Annotated in this window: 16 protein-coding genes; 9 read left to right on the forward strand and 7 right to left on the reverse strand. The window is 54.5% G+C overall.

Annotated features, from left to right (window positions below):
- Positions 1-8: 8 nt before the first annotated feature.
- The 3 genes from katG to VSR74_RS21840 all read right to left on the reverse strand — a co-directional run bounded on the left by katG (position 9) and on the right by VSR74_RS21840 (position 4,309).
- Entirely contained in the window at positions 9-2,189 is a 2,181-nt protein-coding gene (gene katG, locus VSR74_RS21830; protein WP_347796644.1) for a catalase/peroxidase HPI, read from the reverse strand.
- Positions 2,190-2,352: 163 nt separating this feature from the next.
- The gene (gene metF / locus VSR74_RS21835) at positions 2,353-3,243 is read right to left on the reverse strand and encodes a methylenetetrahydrofolate reductase (RefSeq protein ID WP_347796645.1); all 891 of its coding nucleotides are present in this window, start codon (positions 3,241-3,243) and stop codon (positions 2,353-2,355) included.
- A gap of 157 nt (positions 3,244-3,400) precedes the next feature.
- Positions 3,401-4,309 carry a LysR family transcriptional regulator gene (locus VSR74_RS21840; protein WP_347796646.1) on the reverse strand — a complete coding sequence of 303 codons (909 nt, stop codon included), beginning with the start codon at positions 4,307-4,309 and terminating at the stop codon, positions 3,401-3,403.
- 89 nt (positions 4,310-4,398) lie between these two features.
- Between VSR74_RS21840 and VSR74_RS21845 the strand changes: the two genes are divergently transcribed.
- Entirely contained in the window at positions 4,399-4,773 is a 375-nt protein-coding gene (locus VSR74_RS21845; RefSeq protein WP_347796647.1) for a carboxymuconolactone decarboxylase family protein, read from the forward strand.
- Between the two features lie 62 nt (positions 4,774-4,835).
- On the opposite strand, the gene VSR74_RS21850 is transcribed toward VSR74_RS21845, so the two are convergent.
- Entirely contained in the window at positions 4,836-6,389 is a 1,554-nt protein-coding gene (locus VSR74_RS21850; protein ID WP_347796648.1) for a bifunctional metallophosphatase/5'-nucleotidase, read from the reverse strand.
- Positions 6,390-6,521: 132 nt separating this feature from the next.
- On the opposite strand from VSR74_RS21850, the gene VSR74_RS21855 reads away from it, so the two are divergent.
- Positions 6,522-7,655 (forward strand): cytoplasmic protein, encoded by a 1,134-nt coding sequence (locus tag VSR74_RS21855; RefSeq protein WP_347796649.1) that lies wholly within the window; start codon positions 6,522-6,524, stop codon positions 7,653-7,655.
- Here the strand turns inward: VSR74_RS21855 and VSR74_RS21860 are convergent.
- A complete protein-coding gene (locus VSR74_RS21860) occupies positions 7,619-10,051 on the reverse strand; it encodes a bifunctional aspartate kinase/homoserine dehydrogenase II (RefSeq protein ID WP_347796650.1) in 2,433 nt (810 codons plus the stop codon). The genes VSR74_RS21855 and VSR74_RS21860 overlap by 37 nt on opposite strands.
- 2 nt (positions 10,052-10,053) lie before the next feature.
- Positions 10,054-11,214 carry a cystathionine gamma-synthase gene (gene metB, locus VSR74_RS21865; RefSeq protein WP_347796651.1) on the reverse strand — a complete coding sequence of 387 codons (1,161 nt, stop codon included), beginning with the start codon at positions 11,212-11,214 and terminating at the stop codon, positions 10,054-10,056.
- 263 nt (positions 11,215-11,477) lie between these two features.
- On the opposite strand from metB, the gene metJ reads away from it, so the two are divergent.
- Positions 11,478-11,795 carry a met regulon transcriptional regulator MetJ gene (metJ, locus tag VSR74_RS21870; RefSeq protein WP_015966498.1) on the forward strand — a complete coding sequence of 106 codons (318 nt, stop codon included), beginning with the start codon at positions 11,478-11,480 and terminating at the stop codon, positions 11,793-11,795.
- An 84-nt stretch (positions 11,796-11,879) separates the two neighbouring features.
- Here metJ and rpmE read toward each other — a convergent pair whose 3' ends face one another.
- Positions 11,880-12,092: a 50S ribosomal protein L31 gene (gene rpmE, locus VSR74_RS21875; RefSeq protein WP_015966500.1), complete on the reverse strand. Its 213-nt coding sequence runs from the start codon at positions 12,090-12,092 to the stop codon at positions 11,880-11,882.
- A gap of 212 nt (positions 12,093-12,304) precedes the next feature.
- On the opposite strand from rpmE, the gene priA reads away from it, so the two are divergent.
- The 6 genes from priA to menA all read left to right on the forward strand — a co-directional run bounded on the left by priA (position 12,305) and on the right by menA (position 19,709).
- Entirely contained in the window at positions 12,305-14,500 is a 2,196-nt protein-coding gene (gene priA / locus VSR74_RS21880) for a primosomal protein N' (protein ID WP_347796652.1), read from the forward strand.
- A gap of 151 nt (positions 14,501-14,651) precedes the next feature.
- A complete protein-coding gene (gene cytR / locus VSR74_RS21885; RefSeq protein WP_347796653.1) occupies positions 14,652-15,674 on the forward strand; it encodes a DNA-binding transcriptional regulator CytR in 1,023 nt (340 codons plus the stop codon).
- 98 nt (positions 15,675-15,772) lie between these two features.
- A complete protein-coding gene (gene ftsN, locus VSR74_RS21890; RefSeq protein WP_347796654.1) occupies positions 15,773-16,756 on the forward strand; it encodes a cell division protein FtsN in 984 nt (327 codons plus the stop codon).
- A gap of 90 nt (positions 16,757-16,846) precedes the next feature.
- Positions 16,847-17,377 carry an ATP-dependent protease subunit HslV gene (hslV, locus tag VSR74_RS21895; RefSeq protein WP_015966504.1) on the forward strand — a complete coding sequence of 177 codons (531 nt, stop codon included), beginning with the start codon at positions 16,847-16,849 and terminating at the stop codon, positions 17,375-17,377.
- A 9-nt stretch (positions 17,378-17,386) separates the two neighbouring features.
- Complete coding sequence (hslU, locus tag VSR74_RS21900; RefSeq protein WP_108476307.1) at positions 17,387-18,718, forward strand: HslU--HslV peptidase ATPase subunit; 1,332 nt, start codon at positions 17,387-17,389, stop codon at positions 18,716-18,718.
- 70 nt (positions 18,719-18,788) lie between these two features.
- Positions 18,789-19,709, forward strand: coding sequence for a 1,4-dihydroxy-2-naphthoate polyprenyltransferase (gene menA, locus VSR74_RS21905; RefSeq protein ID WP_347796655.1), 921 nt, complete (start codon positions 18,789-18,791; stop codon positions 19,707-19,709).
- Positions 19,710-19,761: the final 52 nt, after the last annotated feature.

Here is a 19,761-nt window from a genome sequence, read left to right on the forward strand (position 1 = left end):
CTATGACATTACTGCAGGTCGAAGCGGTCAAGTTCCATCACTTTCACCCATGCCGCCACGAAGTCTTTCACAAACTTCACGTGGGCATCGCTGCTGGCGTACACTTCCGCCAGCGCGCGCAGTACGGCGTGAGAACCGAATACCAGATCCGCACGGGTAGCGGTGTATTTCACTTCGCCGCTCTGGCGGTCGCGGCCTTCAAACAGTTCGCTGGCGTCGTCAGTTGCCTTCCATTCGGTACGCATATCCAGCAGATTCGCGAAGAAATCGTTGCTGAGTACGCCCGGATTATCGGTAAAGACGCCGTGCTTGCTGCCATCGAAGTTCGCGCCCAGAACACGCAGACCACCCACCAGCACCGTCAGTTCCGGCGCGGTCAGGGTCAGTTGCTGAGCTTTGTCGATCAACAGGGATTCGGTGGTCGCCGCACCCGGCTCGCCACGATAGTTACGGAAACCATCAGCGATAGGTTTGAGCAGTTCGAACATCTCGATGTCGGTCTGATCCTGGCGCGCATCTACGCGGCCCGGCGTGAACGGCACATGAACGCTAACGCCTGCGGCGCTTGCCGCTTGCTCCACACCGACAACGCCTGCCAGCACAATGATATCAGCCAGAGACGCTTTGCCAGAGGCGCGCTGGATTTTTTCCAGCACCGGCAGCACGCGAGCTGCAGTGGCATTCACCGCCCAGCCGCGCTGCGGGTTCAGTGCCAGACGCGCACCGTTCGCCCCACCGCGTTTGTCGCCACCGCGGAAGGTAGACGCAGAGGCCCACGCCACGGAAACCAGTTCACTCACCGAGAGACCAGAAGCAGCGATTTCCGCTTTCAGGCTCAGAATATCTTCTTCCGTCGGATGGTAGGTCGGCTGCGGCAGCGGATCCTGCCAAATCAGATCTTCTTTCGGCACTTCCGGCCCGATATAACGCGCTTTTGGCCCCATATCACGGTGCGTCAGCTTGTACCATGCACGCGCGAAGGCTTCGTTAAACGCCTGCGGGTCGTTGAGGAAACGACGGCAGATTTTTTCGAAGTCCGGGTCGAAACGCAGCGTCAGGTCAGTCACCAGCATAGTTGGCTTACGTTTTTTCGACGGGTCGAATGGATCTGGAATAATTTCAGGCGCATCAACAGCTTCAAACTGGATTGCGCCAGCCGGGCTGCGAGTCTGAACCCACTCGTATTTGAACAGGTTCTCGAAGAAGTAGTTGCTCCACTGGGTCGGGGTCTGCGTCCACACCACTTCCAGACCAGAGGTAATCGCATCTTTACCGACGCCGGTGCCAAAATCGCTCTTCCAGCCGAGGCCCTGGTTTTCAATCGGTGCGGCTTCCGGATCTGGCCCTACATGGGTTGCCGGGCCTGCGCCGTGGGTTTTACCGAGCGTGTGACCACCGGCGATCAACGCCACGGTCTCTTCGTCGTTCATCCCCATATTGCCAAAGGTCGCGCGAATCGCCGCAGCCGCGGAAAGCGGTTCACCGCTGGCGTTCGGGCCTTCAGGGTTTACGTAAATCAGGCCCATCTCGGTGGCGGCTAACGGACGTTTCGCCAGCTCTTCCGGGTCACGGTGAGCAAGCCAGGTTTTCTCATCACCCCAGTTGACATCGAGATCCGGTTCCCAAACGTCTTCACGCCCGGCACCAAAACCGAAGGTACGGAAGCCGGAGTTTTCCAGCGCCACGTTACCGGCAAGGATAAACAAGTCAGCCCAGGAAATTTTCTGGCCATATTTCTGCTTGATTGGCCACAGCAGGCGACGCGCTTTGTCCAGGCTCACGTTATCTGGCCAGGAGTTTAGCGGCGCAAAACGTTGCTGACCGCGACCAGCACCGCCACGACCATCGATGGAACGATAAGTCCCTGCGCCGTGCCACGCCATACGAATGAACAGACCGGTATAGCTACCCCAGTCGGCAGGCCACCACGGCTGCGATTCGCTCAACAGCGCACGCAGGTCGCCTTTCAGAGCAGCGTAATCCAGTTTGCTAAATTCTTTGCGATAATCGAAGTCTTCACCCAGCGGGTTAGAACGGTTGGAGTGTTGATTAAGAAGATCCACACGAAGCTGTTTTGGCCACCAATCCTGGCTGGTCGTCCCAGCACCCGCACTCTGATCGTGTCCGCCCTGATGGAAAGGGCACTTCCCTGCAGATGTTTTGTTCTCAATATCGTCTGACGTACTCATCAATATGCTCCCTCTACAATGTTACCGTTACGATATACAGCATTAGAGTTTAGTTATAATTGAAATAATCCACAGATTCGATAGCCAGAAACGTTTAATTTTTAGTGACAGAGATGTAGATCAAAACGAATGTAAAAAAGCCCTACGAAGAGGGCTTCTTTCATCATAAGCCAGGTCTGACGCCCAGCGTATGGCAGATGGCGTAGCTCATTTCAGCGCGGTTAAGTGTATAGAAATGAAAATCTTTCACTCCTTCCCGGCTTAAAATTTTCACCATATCCATCGCGATGTTTGCCCCAACCAGTTTGCGCGTTTCCGCGTCGTCGTCCAGGCCATCAAACATCGTCGACATCCACGCCGGTATACGCACGTTGGTCATGTCTGCAAATTTCTTCGCCTGTTTAAAGTTGGAGACCGGCAGGATGCCTGGAATAATTTCGACATCAATGCCGGCTGAGACACAGCGATCGCGAAAACGCAAATAACTCTCTACATCGAAGAAGAATTGAGTGATAGCCCGGTTCGCACCCGCATCCACTTTGCGTTTCAGGTTCAGCAGATCGGCCTGTGCGCTTTTCGCTTCCGGATGCACTTCCGGGTAAGCGGCAACGGAGATATCAAAATCGCCAACCTCTTTCAGCAGAGCGACCAGATCCGCCGCATACATATCTGGCTTACCGCTGCCTGGCGGCAGGTCGCCGCGCAGGGCGACGATGTGGCGAATGCCGTTGTTCCAGTAATCCTGTGCGATAGTGCGAAGCTCATCACGCGTCGCATCAATACAGGTCAGATGCGGTGCCGCTTCCAGGCCGGTGCGATCCTTAATGCCTTTAATGATGCTGTGTGTGCGGTCACGCTCGCCAGAGTTGGCGCCATAGGTGACGGAGACGAACTTTGGCTTCAAACTGCTCAGACGATCGATAGAGTTCCACAGGGTTTGCTCCATTTCACTGGTGCGCGGCGGGAAAAATTCGAACGAAACATTAATATGCCCCTGGACTTCGGCCAGACTCTGATTCAGGGCTTCCCGCTGGTTGGCGTGAAAAAAGCTCATACCTTACCTCATCAATCGCGTGTCATTATTTGTTGTGTTGTAAACATCCATCCATTTAGACGTCTAGAAGTAAAGATGAAGGAAAAGGCAGATAAGGTCAATAGAAAGATCCGCGTAAACGGTGAGGAATATTCAGGGAAGATGAAAAATATTCATCTTACTCAGGTGCGATACAGTGGCTTCTCAATAACGCAATCAGCCACTCAAGTTTCGCCTGCTTTTCTGGTAATACCACAACGCCTGCGCTGACCCGCAGACTCTTGTCTGATAATGGCCGAAAAACAACGCCCTGCCGCTGAATGGCGGCGAAAGATGCCGGAAGCAGACTAAGCCCCTCTCCCTTTGCGATTCTGGCGAGCAGAACATCATGTTCGAGAGGCTCTTCGATGCAGGATGGCACATAACCGGCGCGCTGGAAACGCTGCCGGGTGTAATCAAAAAAAGCCGGATTACGTTCTCGCTTGAACCAGAATAAAGGACGCGAATTTAACGAGAGTAAAGAGAGCGAAGCCGATTCTGCCTCAGGCCAGATGGCGGGTAAGGCAGCAATCAACGCTTCTTGCCAGTCGAGTGATATAACGGATAATCCGCTGGTCTCAAGCGGCAGCGCCACCAGCGCCGCATCCAGTTTTCCTCGCTGCACCTGACGCACCAGTTCCAGAGAATCACGGCGCACAATACGCAACGAATCGACCTGCGCACGTAACCGATCTTCTAAAGGCGTAAAAACACCCTGTTCAAACGCCGTGGTCAGCCCAATACGCAGCAGCGGGCCTTTTGCCACACCCAGTTTATCGAGCGCAGCATAGGTTTTCTCCTGCATCGCCAGCAGCGGACGCACGATCGCCAGTACGCGCGCCCCTTCCTCCGTCAACGTTAGCCCGCGGGTATGGCGGACAAACAGCGTTACCCCCAGGCGTTCCTCAAGCTGGCGAATATGACGGCTGAGCGGCGGTTGCGACATAAAGAGTCGTTGAGCCGCCCGGCTCATGTTGTTCTCTTCCGCCACCACGGCAAAGTAGCGTAGCAGGCGAATATCAAGAGAATGAATGGAGGCGTTTGTCATACCGAAAAGGTATCACGGAAACGGTATTATCCAAACAGCTTCCGGCGGCCTATCCTCGTGTCACACCTGAGATAAATGAGGATTACCCCATGCATTCAGAACGTTTTATTACCGGCCGGAACATGTTGCAGAAAGTGGATGGTAAAGGAGGCAATGCAGTTGTCGAAAGTCTGCAAGATATCGCTCCAGACTTTGCCCGTTACCTGATTGAATTTCCCTTCGGTGATATCTATTCCCGCCCGGGTCTGGATTTGCGCAGTCGTGAAATCGCCACCGTCGCGGCATTGACCGCATTGGGAAACGCATCGCCACAATTGAAAGTGCATATTGCGGCGGCGCTTCATGTGGGGTTAACGCAGGAAGAAATTACTGAGGTGATCATGCAGATGGCGGTTTATGCTGGTTTCCCGGCGGCGCTGAATGGCTTGTTCGCGGCAAAAGAAGTCTTTGCTCATCAACCATAACGCCAAACTTATCCGACCTCCGTTTTTGCGCAGGTCGGATAAGGCAGCCACAATATGGACTTTTATTTAATATCCTTCACGCGCATACCGTTTAGCTGTTCATCCGTGATGGTGTTGCCCGCTTTGAAGTAATCAACCACGGCGTGATAAACGTAATAACCGCCCGTCGTATTGCGCGCTTTACCTTCGGTAAACGCGGTAAAACCATCGCCGCCATCAGCGAGGAAACTCTGAGTGGCAATATGGTAAACCGTCGTATCTTCAATCGGTTTGCCATTAAGAGTCAGTGTGACGACCCGCTGGCCAACTGGTTTATTGCTGTCGTACTGCATTTCCAGGCCTTTAGAGACCTGTAAAACGCCATTACTTAAACTCGCGCCATGTTCCATCAAACTGCGCAATTGTTTGCCGCTGAGATCCATCGTGACCAGTTCATTGGGGAACGGGAACGTACTGATGACGCCGCCCATTGTAATCGCGCCAGCCGGGATCTCATTGCGGATACCCCCGGAGTTGGTTAAGGCCAACTGGGTGTCTTTACCCGCGGCGACCAGCAATGCATCCGCCGCCAGATTACCCAGTGAAGCCGATTCGCCGTAAGCGCGTTTCAGTTCAACCGGCGATTGCGCCACCGTTTGCTGCACCACTTGATCAAGCTTTTTATTCCAGCTATCGATCACCTGTTTCGTTTGCGGATCGGGTTTCCACTCATCTGCATAAATGGTTTTAAGCTCGAAATTTTTGACTGTCACGCTATGCGGCTTCGCTTTGTAATCCAGAACCAGCTTACCCACATCGATTCCGCCGCTGTCAGTTGAGAGGATCAGCGTCTTACCAACTTTAATCGGTTCCGGCGTCCCCACATGCGCGTGTCCGGTGATCAAAATATCTAACCCTTTCACCTGACTTGCCGTCTGAATATCTTTATCCAGCGCACGGCGTACATCTGTTCCACCCATGCTGGACTGGCGAGCCGGAACACCTTCGTGGATCAATGCAACGGTCAAATCAACCTTGCCTTTGAGTTCATCGATATAGCGTTGCAGCCACTTAATTTCATCACGCGCCTCAATACCCACGCGCGTGGCGGCAGATACCGTATCGTTGAAAGCAAATACACCGTGCAAACCAATAACACCAATTTTCACGCCGTCTTTTTCAATGATGGTATAAGGCTTATCCCAGAATGATTTACTGCTGTTCTGATAGAAAATATTACCCTGCACAATGGGAAAATTAGCCTGACTCAACTGCAACAGGGTGTTATCCCAGCCATGATCAAATTCGTGATTTCCCATCGTGACGGCATCAAAGGGCATGGTATTCATAATATCGATAATAGCTTTGCCTTTGCTCAGGCTACTGATATATGGCCCGGTAAAGTAATCTCCGGCATCAAAAAACCATGTAGCTTTGTTTTTTGCTTTTTCCTGTTTTACCAGGGTGGTGATATTTGCCCACCCGCCAATATCCCTTTTGCCATCAGCGATCCACGGAACTTTGTAAGGCTCAACATGCGCATGGAGATCGTTGGTATAAATAATCGTGACATCTTTGGCACAGGCCCAAAACGGCAGTGTTAATGCGATACCCACAGCAAGCATTTTAATTTTCATGAAGAGTTCCTTTCAGTCGTATTAAGGTTTGCTACATTACGTTCTGAAAGGCTTTTTTATGTGAGAATACTCACATCCGCAGGCGATAATTGCAGGACAAAATCAACGACCTTATAAAATCGTTGGTGATATATGACAAATCCGTTTGCGATTAATGTCTGTAAAACGTTCGGTTGCCGAAATCTGGGATTGGCCTCATCGGCAGATTACAGTTGGCCAGACTATAAACTGGGTTATCCGGCACTGCACTGCCAGGCATGCGGGAGTTACCCCCCTTTGTTTGACGAACAACAATTTCGTGACTGGTTGTCGGTTCACTTGACTGCGTATGCCGCAGAAAAAGGGCATTTTTGCCCATCATGCTATTGTAAAGAAACGATTTTTTATGGACACAACCCACAGGGAACACAGCGCATTCAATGTCGTTCGTGCAAAAAGGTCTGGACGCCGAAACAGCAGCCAGCAAGAGAAATTACGCATCCCCGGTCCATTGAAACCGTTCCACTGCTCCTACCCTTTCAGGGAGCCAGCGCGGGACAAAAGCTGTATGTTTTAGTCAGTCTTGACGCCGCTCGCGGCAACATTCTTCATCTCTCCACGAATTATACGCAACATCAGACAGGAGACAGTCTGCGGTACTGTTACAGGGGCAACACAGAGCCAACTGTGCAGCACAGCGATATCGTGCAGAGGGTAGATATGCGTGAAGCGCAATTCCTGCGCCGGAGCCAGTTCGATGAAATTCAGTATGGAAGCGCGGTGCTCAAGCGCAACGGCAAGGGAGCCATACTACGCCCGGTTATCACGGCACACGGGCATTTCAGAATACTGAAAATCCGCTTTCCAGATATCAAAACACATATCATCTCACACGAATGTTTTCTCAGAGGCGCAATTATTACAGCCTGGGCAGACCAGTTCCGCCAACAACAAGGTGAGATTTGGTTTATTGAAGAGGAAATCAGTGACAGTAACGCCGATACGCCATGGCATTTCCAGGGAACAACATACCATGGTTGGTGGAAAAATCAGTGGCAACGCTGGGAGCAGGGAAAAAACCGTAAGATGGTGTGTGCATTAACAGGCGGAAATAACAGCAAAGCAAAAATGCTCTCTTTAGCAACCAGCAGACACTTTATCCACTGGCTACATCAACAGACAAAATTTACTCACAGCGCCCCGCTTTCCGCAGGGCGCGTAACGCAAATACTGCTTTCTCTCACCCAGGACTACAACAACTGCGCCAGCCTGTTAATATCCGACTGAATCGCCCCGGCCGTTACATCACGCCCCGCGCCAGGGCCGCGGATCACCAGCGGGTTATCGCGATACCAGCGGCTTTCAATAGCAAAGACATTATCGCACGGCAGCAGCGCTGCCAGCGGGTGTTCCGGGCGCACGGCTTCGACGCCGACGCGCGCTTTGCCGTTAGCATCGAAGCGCGCCACATAACGCAGCACCAAACCCATCTCCTGTGCCGCTTCAAAGCGTTGCAGCATTTGTTCGTTCAGCTCATCGCCATTTTCAAAGAAGTGGTCAATAGAGCTATCCTCGCAGTGGGAAGGTACCAGCGATTCAACACGCACCTGATCCGGTTCGATGTCATAACCCGCTTCACGCGCCAGGATCACCAGCTTACGCATCACATCTTTGCCGGAGAGATCGTCCCGCGGGTCAGGCTCCGTTAAGCCTTGCTGCCAGGCCTGATCCACCAGTTCGGTGAATGGCACGGTGCCATCAAACTGCAGGAACAGCCAGGAAAGGGTGCCGGAGAAAATCCCGCTGATGGACAGAATGCTGTCGCCGCTGTCGATCAGGTCACGCACGGTGTGGTTCACCGGCAACCCCGCACCGACGGTGGCGTTATACAACCAGTGACGCCCGGTTTTTTCGAACGCGTCGTGGATCTGACGATAGTTGTGGCTGCTGCTCGCCCCGGCCAGTTTGTTGGCGCTGATAACATGGAAGCCATGGCTGGCGAAATCGAGATACTGATCGGCAAGCTGTGCGCTGGCGGTCACATCCAGCACCACTAAATCGTCATAGGGATGAGCGCGCATCCACAGGAACAGAGACTCCTCATCCTGTTCGACCGCTTCATCCTCGAAGAATGCCAGTGCGCGGCTGGCGTCCAGCCCGTCATAGCTCAGCAGGCTGCGGCGGCTGTCCACCACGCCCGCGAGGGTAAACTCAAACCCGGTTCGTGCCGAAAGCGTGCTCTGCTCGCGGGCGAAAAGTTCCAGCCAGCGAGAACCAATGTTGCCTTTGCCGAACAAAACCAGACCGATGCGTTTTTCTGCGCGGAACACAGATTGATGCAGACCCTGAATCAAGCTTTCCGTTGGGCCAGTGCGCAGTACGGCCACCAGGCTGATGCCCTCTTCCGACTGCCAGGTAAATTCTACTGGCTGGCCTTTCAGTTGCTGCCAGAAACGGTGGCAGTGCAGCGGATTACGGGTAACGCCCGCTCCGACAATCGCCACCAACGCCAGACCCTGGCGCAAACGCAGTTCGCCTGGCAGCCCCGCTTCATCAAGAAGTTTCAGCGCACTGTCCGCCACTTCAGAGGTGTAGCAGAACTGCAGCAACTGGCGATCGTTATGCACACCTACAGCCAGCGGACGGATACCCGCGCGTTTCAGCAACTGATCAATTTCTTTGTACGCGAGTTTAAAATCCTGGCTTGCCGGCACGCGAAATTCAATCAGGCAGACGTCGTCATGGCTGGTGACAATGCGCGCGCCCGTGCCGGAGGCCAGTACGCGTTCGATGCGCGTGGAGCCCTGATCCGGCGTATAGCTGCAGCGCAGTTGCAGGTCGATATCGCTACCGGAGACCGGCTGTAAAGTACGCGCGTGCAGCACCGGGGCCGCCAGGCGAGCCAGTTCGCTGGCTTCATCAAGACGCAGAAGCGGCAGCAGGCAGGCATCTTTCACTTTGCGTGGGTCGGCGCTGTAAACGCCAGCCACGTCGCTCCAGATGGTCACGCGGGACACGCCCGCCAGCGCACCGATTTGTGTCGCCGAGTAGTCCGAACCATTACGCCCCAACAGCACGGTTTCGCCCGCGTTGTTGCGGCTGATAAACCCGGTCACCACCAGGCGCTTACCAGGATGCTGCGCCATTAACTGTTGCAGCAACGGATAAGACAAACCTTCATCCACCTGCGGCTGCGCGGCGCGTTCGGCACGTAAAAACTCGCGCGCGTCGAGCCACGCGGATTCCAGCCCTTGCTGTTGCAGCACGGCAGCCATCAGGCGCGCCGACCACACTTCCCCATGCCCCACCACTTCCGCATACACCGCGTCGGTCACGCCGCCGTCCAGCAGTACAGCCAGACGTTCCAGGTCGTGAATAAATTCGCTAATCATGCCATCGGCAACCTCTGCGGGCAGCAGGCCACTGATCAGTTCTGACTGGTAACGACGCAGCGTTTGTTGAACCTGATGCGCAGAAAGACGATCGCTCTGGCTAAGCTTCAGCCAGCTAATCAACTGGTTAGTGGTGCTACCGGCGGCGGAAACGACCATCATATCGCCAGGCTGAGAATACTCCGCCATAATCCCGGCAACACGCAGGTAACACTTCACATCCGCCAGACTACTGCCACCAAATTTATGCAGTTGACGTTCTTTCGTCCCTGCCTGCGCAATCACACTCATTTTTATCCCTCGGCTGCAACCCGGAAGCCATTTTCCAGATCGGCAATTAAGTCTTCACTATCTTCAATACCGGTTGAGATACGCAACAGCGTCTCAGAAATCCCGGCGGCGGCGCGCGCTTCCGGCGCCATGCCCGCGTGAGTCATCGTTGCGGCGTGGGAGATTAAGCTCTCGACCCCACCCAACGATTCCGCCAGCGTAAACAACGACAGCCCGCTCAGGAAGCGGCGCAGCGTCTGCTCGTCGCCGTCCAGTTCGAAGCTGAGCATCGCGCCAAACCCTTTCTGCTGGCGGGCGGCAATCTCGTGCCCCTGATTTTCCGGCAAAGAAGGATGATACAGTTTTTTCACCAGCGGCTGTTTTTTCAGGAAATCGACAATCGCATAAGCGTTGCGTTGCGCCACTTCCATACGCGGCGACAGCGTGCGCAGACCGCGCAGCAGCAGGTAGCTGTCGAAGGCGCTACCGGTCACACCGATATTATTCGCCCACCACGCCAGTTCAGTGACCATGTCCGGATCTTTAGCAATCACCACGCCGGCGACCACATCGGAATGGCCGTTCAGATATTTCGTACATGAATGCAACACCAGATCCGCGCCCAATGCCAGCGGATTTTGCAGCGCCGGGCTTAAGAAGGTGTTATCCACCACGCTCACTGCGCCAACTTTACGCGCCAGTTCGCATATTTTCGCGATATCCACCACGCGTAACAGCGGATTACTCGGACTTTCCACCAGAACCAGCTTTGGTTTCTCTTCCAGGGCCGCAAGCAGCGCCTGCTCGTTACTCTGGTCGACAAACTTCACGCGATAGCAACCGCGTTTCGCCAGGCTGTCGAACAGGCGATAGCTGCCGCCATAGCAGTCGTGCGGGGCAACTAACAGATCGCCCGGTTTCAGGAACACGGTTGTCACCAGATGAATTGCTGACATGCCCGTATTGGTCATCACCGCGCCCGCGCCACCTTCCAGCTCGGCCAGCGCACGCTGCACCACATCACGCGTCGGGTTGCCGCGACGAGAGTAGTCATGAGCACGCGGCTCATTAAAACCGGTAAAATTATAGGTACTGGAAAGATGAATCGGCGGGACAACGCAACCATACTGTTCGTCGTCATTTAAACCGCTGCGCACTGCAATGGTGGCCTGTTTACGGGTCATGGTGATTCGTTCCTGACTTAATCGGTGAAATGTCAGGCTCCAGAGTAAACATTGCAACAATAGACGTCAATACATCTGGACATCTAAACTTCTTTGCGTATAGATTGAGCAAAAGGCGAATAGCCGTTAAAATTATATGCATTAGCGCACAACTGCGACGGCTCATATCGTGTCAGAGCCGCGCCACTACGGTAAACTACGCGCGATTATGGTCAGGGTTAACGCCCGGCCTTTTACTAATGACGAAGAGGATTAGGTATCTCATGGCTGAATGGAGCGGCGAATATATCAGCCCATACGCTGAGCACGGTAAGAAGAGTGAGCAAGTAAAAAAAATTACGGTTTCCATTCCTCTGAAGGTGTTGAAGATCCTCACCGATGAACGCACGCGTCGTCAGGTGAACAACCTGCGCCACGCCACCAACAGCGAGCTGCTGTGTGAAGCGTTCCTGCATGCTTTTACAGGCCAACCGTTACCTAACGATGAAGACCTGCGAAAAGAGCGCAGCGATGAAATCCCGGAAGAGGCAAAGGTGATTATGCGTGAGCTGGGTATTGACCCGGAGACGTGGGAATATTGATGTAAGCAGGGTTCACTCTGGCGTGTGCCCTTCTTTCAGCCACAAAAAAGGCGCCTTTCGGCGCCTTTTTCTGAGAAGCAAAACTTATTTGCTGCCCGGGATGCTGAAACGCTTGTTGAAGCGGTCAACACGGCCACCGGTAGCAACGTCACGCTGCTTACCAGTGTAGAACGGGTGGCATGCGCCACAAACGTCCAGGTTCAGATCATGACCCGCAGTGGAGTGAGTCTTGATAACATTACCGCAAGAACAAGTTGCAGTAATTTCTACGTAATTCGGGTGAATACCTTTTTTCATGGGAAACCTCAGTTAAGGCCGCGTCGCTCTTCCAGCCCTAACGCCAGACACCACGCGATGTTGATAGTAAACTTCTCGGCTTTCGACGCATTTTTTCTGCATCAAAGGCGGCGGATCATACAGAATCTGAGCAGTGTATGCAAACTGATCCGTTCTTCACCTGAAGACAATGTGTATACTAACCCGCCACTTTTCAAGTCCAGGAAGAAAAAATGCCTGTTGCCCACGTCGCCCTGCCCGTTCCGCTGCCGCGTACGTTTGACTATCTGCTGCCTGAAGGCCTCAGCGCCAAAGCGGGATGTCGCGTTCGCGTGCCGTTCGGTAAACAGGAACGCGTTGGCATGGTGGTATCAGTCAGCGAAAAAAGCGAACTGCCGCTGGATGAACTGAAGCCGGTTGTTGAGGTGCTCGACAGCGAACCGGTGTTCACCACCTCGGTATGGCGACTGTTGCTGTGGGCGGCGGATTACTATCATCATCCCATTGGTGATGTGCTGTTCCACGCGCTGCCGATTCTGCTGCGCCAGGGGAAACCGGCCAGCCACGCGCCGCTGTGGTACTGGTTTGCCACCGAGCAGGGCCAGGCGGTGGATATCAACAGCCTGAAGCGCTCGCCAAAACAGCAACAGGCGCTGGCTGCGCTGCGTCAGGGGAAAATCTGGCGTCATCAGGTCGCTGAACTGGAATTTACCGAAGCGGCCTTGCAGTCGCTGCGCAGTAAAGGTTTAAGCGAACTGGCGAGCGAAGCGCCCGCGTTAATCGACTGGCGCGAAGGCTACTCTTCTATTGGCGAACGTCTGCGGCTCAATACCGAACAGGCTACCGCTGTCGGCGCCATACACAGCGCCTCGGACAGTTTTTCCGCCTGGTTATTAGCTGGGGTGACGGGTTCTGGTAAAACCGAAGTCTACCTCAGCGTGCTGGAGAACGTGCTGGCGCAGGGGAAACAGGCGCTGGTGATGGTGCCGGAAATTGGCCTGACGCCGCAAACTATCGCGCGTTTTCGTGAACGTTTTAATGCGCCGGTGGAAGTGCTGCACTCGGGGCTCAACGACAGCGAACGTCTGAACGCCTGGCTGAAAGCGAAAAGCGGCGAGGCGGCGATTGTTATCGGTACGCGTTCTTCACTGTTCACGCCGTTTAAAAATCTTGGCGTGATCGTTATCGATGAAGAGCATGACAGCTCCTACAAGCAGCAGGAAGGCTGGCGCTATCACGCCCGCGATCTTGCTGTCTGGCGCGCGCATAGTGAGCAAATCCCGATTATTCTCGGCTCTGCGACGCCGGCGCTGGAAACGCTGCTCAACGTGCGCCAGCATAAATATCATCTGCTGCGCCTGACGCGCCGCGCCGGTAATGCGCGCCCGGCCACGCAGCACGTACTGGATTTAAAAGGCCAACAGCTTCAGGCTGGATTGTCTCCGGCGTTGATAAACCGTATGCGCCAGCATTTACAGGCCGACAACCAGGTGATCCTGTTCCTGAACCGTCGCGGTTTCGCGCCCACACTGCTCTGCCACGACTGCGGCTGGATTGCCGAATGTCCACGATGCGACAGCTACTACACGCTTCACCAGTCCCAGCATCACCTGCGCTGCCACCACTGCGACAGCCAACGCCCGATCCCGCGCCAGTGTCCTTCCTGCGGCTCTACGCACCTGGTGCCGGTTGGGCTGGGCACAGAGCAGCTTGAACAGGTGCTGGCTCCAATTTTCCCTGGCGTACCGCTCTCGCGCATCGACCGTGACACCACCAGTCGCAAAGGCGCGCTGGAGCAATATCTGGCAGAAGTACATCGCGGCGGCGCGCGTATTCTGATTGGCACCCAAATGCTGGCGAAGGGGCACCACTTTCCGGATGTCACCCTGGTAGCGTTGCTGGATGTCGATGGCGCGCTCTTCTCCGCCGATTTCCGCTCCGCAGAGCGGTTTGCCCAGCTTTATACTCAGGTTTCCGGGCGCGCCGGGCGTGCCGGGAAGCAGGGCGAAGTGGTTTTACAAACCCACCACCCGGATCACCCGCTGCTGCAAACGCTGCTCTATAAAGGCTACGATGCCTTTGCCGAGCAGGCGCTGGCTGAACGCCAAACCATGCAGTTGCCGCCGTGGACCAGCCATGTATTGATTCGTGCAGAAGATCACAATAATCAGCAGGCTCCCGTATTTTTACAGCAACTGCGCAACCTGCTACAGGCAAGCCCGCTGGCGGATGAAAAACTGTGGGTTCTCGGCCCGGTTCCCGCTCTCGCGCCTAAACGTGGCGGCCGTTATCGCTGGCAAATACTGCTACAACACCCTTCCCGCGTGCGTCTGCAACATATTGTTAACGGCGCAATTGTTCTCATCAACACCTTGCCCGAAGCGCGCAAAGTCAAATGGGTTCTCGATGTCGACCCGATTGAGGGATAAGTGCCAGGGTTGCGAGCAAGATCGAGGAATCTAACAATCATCACACTTTTTATGAAAATTCTGTAACAGATCGGATTAACTATCTGATAAAAGTGTTGGTGATGTCAGACACAGAGGACGTGTCTGCGCCAGTTAGCGAGGAGAGAATCAGGTGAAGGCTAAAAAACCGGTTGTGGCCGCAACCATGAAAGACGTTGCTTTGCAGGCGAAAGTCTCCACGGCAACCGTATCACGCGCATTAATGAACCCCGAAAAGGTCTCACAGGCAACGAGAAATCGCGTTGAGCAGGCCGCACTGGAAGTGGGTTACCTCCCGCAGGCGCAGGGGCGTAACATGAAACGAAATGAATCCCGGACGATTTTGGTCATCGTGCCCGATATTTGTGACCCTTTCTTCAGCGAAGTAATTCGCGGTATTGAAGTGACTGCCGCCGCACAGGGCTATCTGGTACTGATTGGCGACTGCGCGCATCAGAATCAGCAGGAAAAAACCTTCATTGATTTAATCATCACCAAACAGATCGATGGCATGCTATTGCTCGGCTCCCGCCTGCCGTTCGACGCCAGTATTGAAGAACAGCGCAACCTGCCGCCGATGGTGATGGCTAACGAATTTGCCCCTGAACTGGGGCTGCCGACGGTGCATATTGACAACCTCACCGCCGCCTTCAACGCCGTCAACTATCTGCATGAACTGGGGCACAAGCGCATCGGTTGTATCGCCGGGCCAGAAGAGATGCCCCTGTGCCACTACCGCCTGCAGGGCTATGTGCAGGCTCTGCGTCGCAGTGGGGTCGAGGTTGACCCGCACTACATTGCGCGCGGCAACTTCACCTATGAAGCGGGTTCACATGCGCTCGAACAGTTGCTGGCGTTGCCGCATCCGCCAACGGCAGTCTTCTGCCATAGCGATATTATGGCGCTGGGGGCACTCTCCTGCGCAAAACGCAACGGGCTGAAAGTACCGGAAGATCTATCAATTATCGGTTTCGATAACATCTCATTGTCCGAGTTTTGCGACCCGCCGCTGACCACCGTCGCCCAGCCACGTTTCGACATTGGTCGGGAAGCCATGCTCCTGTTACTGAATCAGCTCAGCGGGCAATATGTCGACAGCGGATCGCGTTTACTTGACTGTGAACTGGTGATTCGCGGCAGTACACAAAAAATATGACATAAAAGAACAGGGCTTTCGGACTGCTTGTCTGGTCAAAGCCTCGTCGCTTAAGTAACATGTCGGGTTCACGAACGAGTAAATACAGCGAAACGATAGTGGCACAACGAGATTATGTACGCCGCAGCCAACAGGCTCCTTCGCGGCGCAAAAAGAGCACCTCGCGGAGTTCGCGGAAAAATCAAAGTAGCTTCCCGGCGGTTTCACCGGCGATGGTGGCCATTGCCGCCGCGGTAGTCGTCGCCTTTATCGGTGGCTTGTACTTTATTACCCATCATAAAAAAGAAGATTCTGAAACGCTGCAAAGCCGTCAGATGACGGGGAATGGCCTGCCGCCGAAGCCGGAAGAGCGCTGGCGCTACATTAAAGAGCTGGAAAGTCGCCAGCCGGGCGTTCGCGCGCCTACAGAACCGTCTGCGGGCGGTGATGTGATGAACCCGAACCAGTTGACCGATGAGCAACGTCAGTTACTTGCGCAAATGCAGGCGGATATGCGCCAGCAGCCGACGCAACTGACGGAAGTGCCGTGGAACGAACAAACGCCGGAACAGCGCCAGCAGACGCTGCAACGCCAACGTTTAGCCCAACAGGCGCAGCAAGCGCAGCAGCAGCAATGGGCGCAAACCCAACCTGTGCAGCAGCCACGCACGCAAACGCAACAACCTGCGCGCCAGCAGCAAACCCAGCCGCCGCGTCAGACGCAGCAGCCGAAAGCCGCCGCCTCTAACCAGGAGCCATATCAGGATCTGCTGCAAACGCCTGCGCACACGACGACAACGCAGCCAAAACAGCAGGCTGCCGCGCCAGTCACGCGTGAAACAACTCCGCCAAAGCAAACGGCAGAGAAAAAAGACGAACGCCGCTGGATGGTGCAGTGTGGTTCGTTTAAAGGCGCAGAGCAGGCTGAAACCGTGCGCGCTCAGTTGGCGTTTGAAGGCTTCGACTCAAAAATCACTACCAATAACGGCTGGAACCGCGTGGTCATTGGGCCTATCAAAGGCAAAGACAACGCCGATGGCACCCTCAGCCGCCTGAAAATGGCCGGTCACGGAAACTGCATAAGACTCGCTTCCGGGGGTTGAAACCCCCGAAATACCCCCCATCTATAATGACATTCTGCCCCGCAAAGCTTGCGGGGCCCCTATTCCGTATTTGCAACAAGGGGTCTGCTCGTGACAACAATAGTAAGTGTTCGCCGTAACGGCCACGTCGTAATCGCCGGTGATGGACAGGCTACGCTTGGCAATACCGTGATGAAAGGCAACGTGAAAAAAGTTCGTCGCCTGTACAACGACAAAGTGATCGCCGGTTTTGCTGGCGGCACCGCTGATGCCTTCACCCTGTTCGAGCTGTTCGAACGTAAGCTTGAGATGCACCAGGGCCACCTGGTGAAAGCCGCCGTTGAGCTGGCGAAAGACTGGCGTACTGACCGTATGCTGCGCAAGCTGGAAGCCCTGCTTGCCGTCGCGGATGAAACCGCGTCACTCATCATTACCGGCAACGGCGACGTCGTGCAGCCGGAAAATGACCTGATTGCTATCGGTTCTGGCGGCCCATACGCCCAGGCCGCAGCCCGTGCTCTGCTGGAAAACACCGAACTGGGCGCGCGCGACATTGCTGAGAAAGCGTTGGATATTGCAGGTGATATCTGCATTTACACCAACCACTTCCACACCATTGAAGAATTACCGTCTAAAGCGTAAGGATTGACCATGTCTGAAATGACCCCACGCGAAATTGTCAGCGAACTGAACAAACACATTATTGGTCAGGACGCGGCCAAACGCTCCGTTGCGATCGCCTTACGTAACCGCTGGCGTCGTATGCAGCTTGATGAAGAGCTGCGTCACGAAGTGACCCCGAAAAACATTCTGATGATCGGCCCAACCGGTGTTGGTAAAACCGAGATCGCTCGCCGTCTGGCGAAGCTGGCGAATGCGCCGTTCATCAAAGTGGAAGCGACCAAGTTCACCGAAGTGGGCTATGTCGGTAAAGAAGTGGACTCTATCATCCGCGATCTAACCGATTCTGCGATCAAAATGGTGCGCGTACAGTCCATCGAGAAAAACCGCTATCGCGCGGAAGAGATGGCGGAAGAGCGCATCCTCGACGTGCTGATCCCACCGGCAAAAAACAACTGGGGCCAGGCGGAACAGCAGGCTGAACCGTCTGCCGCGCGTCAGGCATTCCGCAAAAAACTGCGTGAAGGCCAACTGGATGACAAAGAGATTGAGATCGATCTCGCTGCCGCACCGATGGGCGTTGAAATCATGGCGCCTCCGGGAATGGAAGAGATGACCAGCCAGTTACAGTCCATGTTCCAGAACCTGGGCGGGCAGAAGCAGAAACCGCGTAAGCTGAAAATCAAAGATGCGATGAAGCTGTTGATTGAAGAAGAAGCGGCGAAGCTGGTGAACCCGGAAGAGCTGAAGCAGGACGCCATCGACGCTGTTGAGCAGCACGGTATCGTGTTCATCGATGAAATCGATAAAATCTGTAAGCGCGGCGAATCCTCTGGCCCGGACGTGTCCCGTGAAGGCGTACAGCGCGACCTGCTGCCGCTGGTTGAAGGCTGCACCGTTTCCACCAAGCACGGTATGGTCAAGACTGACCACATCCTGTTTATCGCTTCTGGTGCATTCCAGGTTGCGAAGCCGTCTGACCTGATCCCGGAACTGCAGGGTCGTCTGCCAATTCGTGTTGAGCTGCAGGCGCTGACCACCAGCGATTTCGAACGCATCCTGACCGAGCCAAACGCGTCCGTTACCGTTCAGTACAAAGCGCTGATGGCGACCGAAGGCGTGAATATCGAATTTACGGAATCCGGTATCAAACGTATTGCCGAAGCCGCATGGCAGGTTAACGAAACCACCGAGAACATCGGTGCACGTCGTCTGCACACGGTTCTGGAGCGTCTGATGGAAGATATTTCCTACGATGCCAGTGATTTGAATGGCCAAAGCATCACAATTGATGCGGAATACGTGAGCAAACACCTGGATGCGCTGGTTGCAGATGAAGATCTGAGCCGTTTTATCCTATAATCGCGTTCAATGCATATTCATCACTGTTGATGGGGCTGAAAAGCCCCATTTTTATTGGCAAAAAATCACTATGACTGAAATCAGCCGCACCCAGGCCTGGCTGGAAAGCCTGCGACCTAAAACGTTACCTCTGGCCTTCGCGTCCATCCTTGTGGGCATTGCGCTCGCCTGGTGGCAGGGGCATTTCGATGCGACAGTGGCCGTGCTCTCACTGGTTACGGCAGGCCTGCTGCAAATTCTTTCTAACCTCGCCAATGATTATGGCGATGCGGTGAAAGGCAGCGATAAACCCGATCGCATCGGGCCGCTGCGCGGCATGCAAAAAGGCGCGATTACCCAGCCGCAGATGAAGCGCGCACTGATTATCACGGTCGTTCTGATCTGCCTTTCTGGTCTTGGGCTGCTGTTCACGGCTTATCAGACTATCGGCGATTTTATCGGTTTCCTGGTGCTGGGCTTGTTGTCTATCGTAGCCGCCATTACCTATACCGTGGGTACACGCCCCTACGGATATATCGGCCTGGGTGATATTTCGGTACTGATTTTCTTTGGCTGGTTAAGCGTTATCGGTAGCTGGTACCTGCAGGCGCATATGCTGAGCACCGCGATTATTCTGCCAGCCACCGCCTGCGGTTTACTGGCAACGGCGGTGTTAAATATCAATAACCTGCGCGATATCGACAGCGATCGCGAAAACGGCAAAAACACACTCGCCGTGCGCCTGGGCCCGGTTGGCGCGCGTCGCTACCACGCCTGCCTGCTTGCCGGTTCGTTACTGTGCCTCGCGCTGTTTAACCTTATCTCTTTGCAAAACGTGTGGGGATGGCTGTTTATTCTCGCCACGCCGCTGCTGCTGAAACAGGCGCGCTACGTCCTCACTGAGCGCGAGCCGGTGGCGATGCGCCCAATGCTGGAAAAAACGGTAAAAGGCGCGTTACTGACTAACGTCCTGTTTATTGTAGGGATTGTGCTGAGTACGCTGCTGGGTTAACTGACAAATATCAATTAACAATTGATGATTTTGCCAACAGTACGCTGAGCGC

Origin of the sequence: Pseudocitrobacter cyperus, assembly GCF_039889165.1 — a bacterium.
Classification (GTDB): Bacteria; Pseudomonadota; Gammaproteobacteria; order Enterobacterales; family Enterobacteriaceae; genus Pseudocitrobacter; species Pseudocitrobacter cyperus.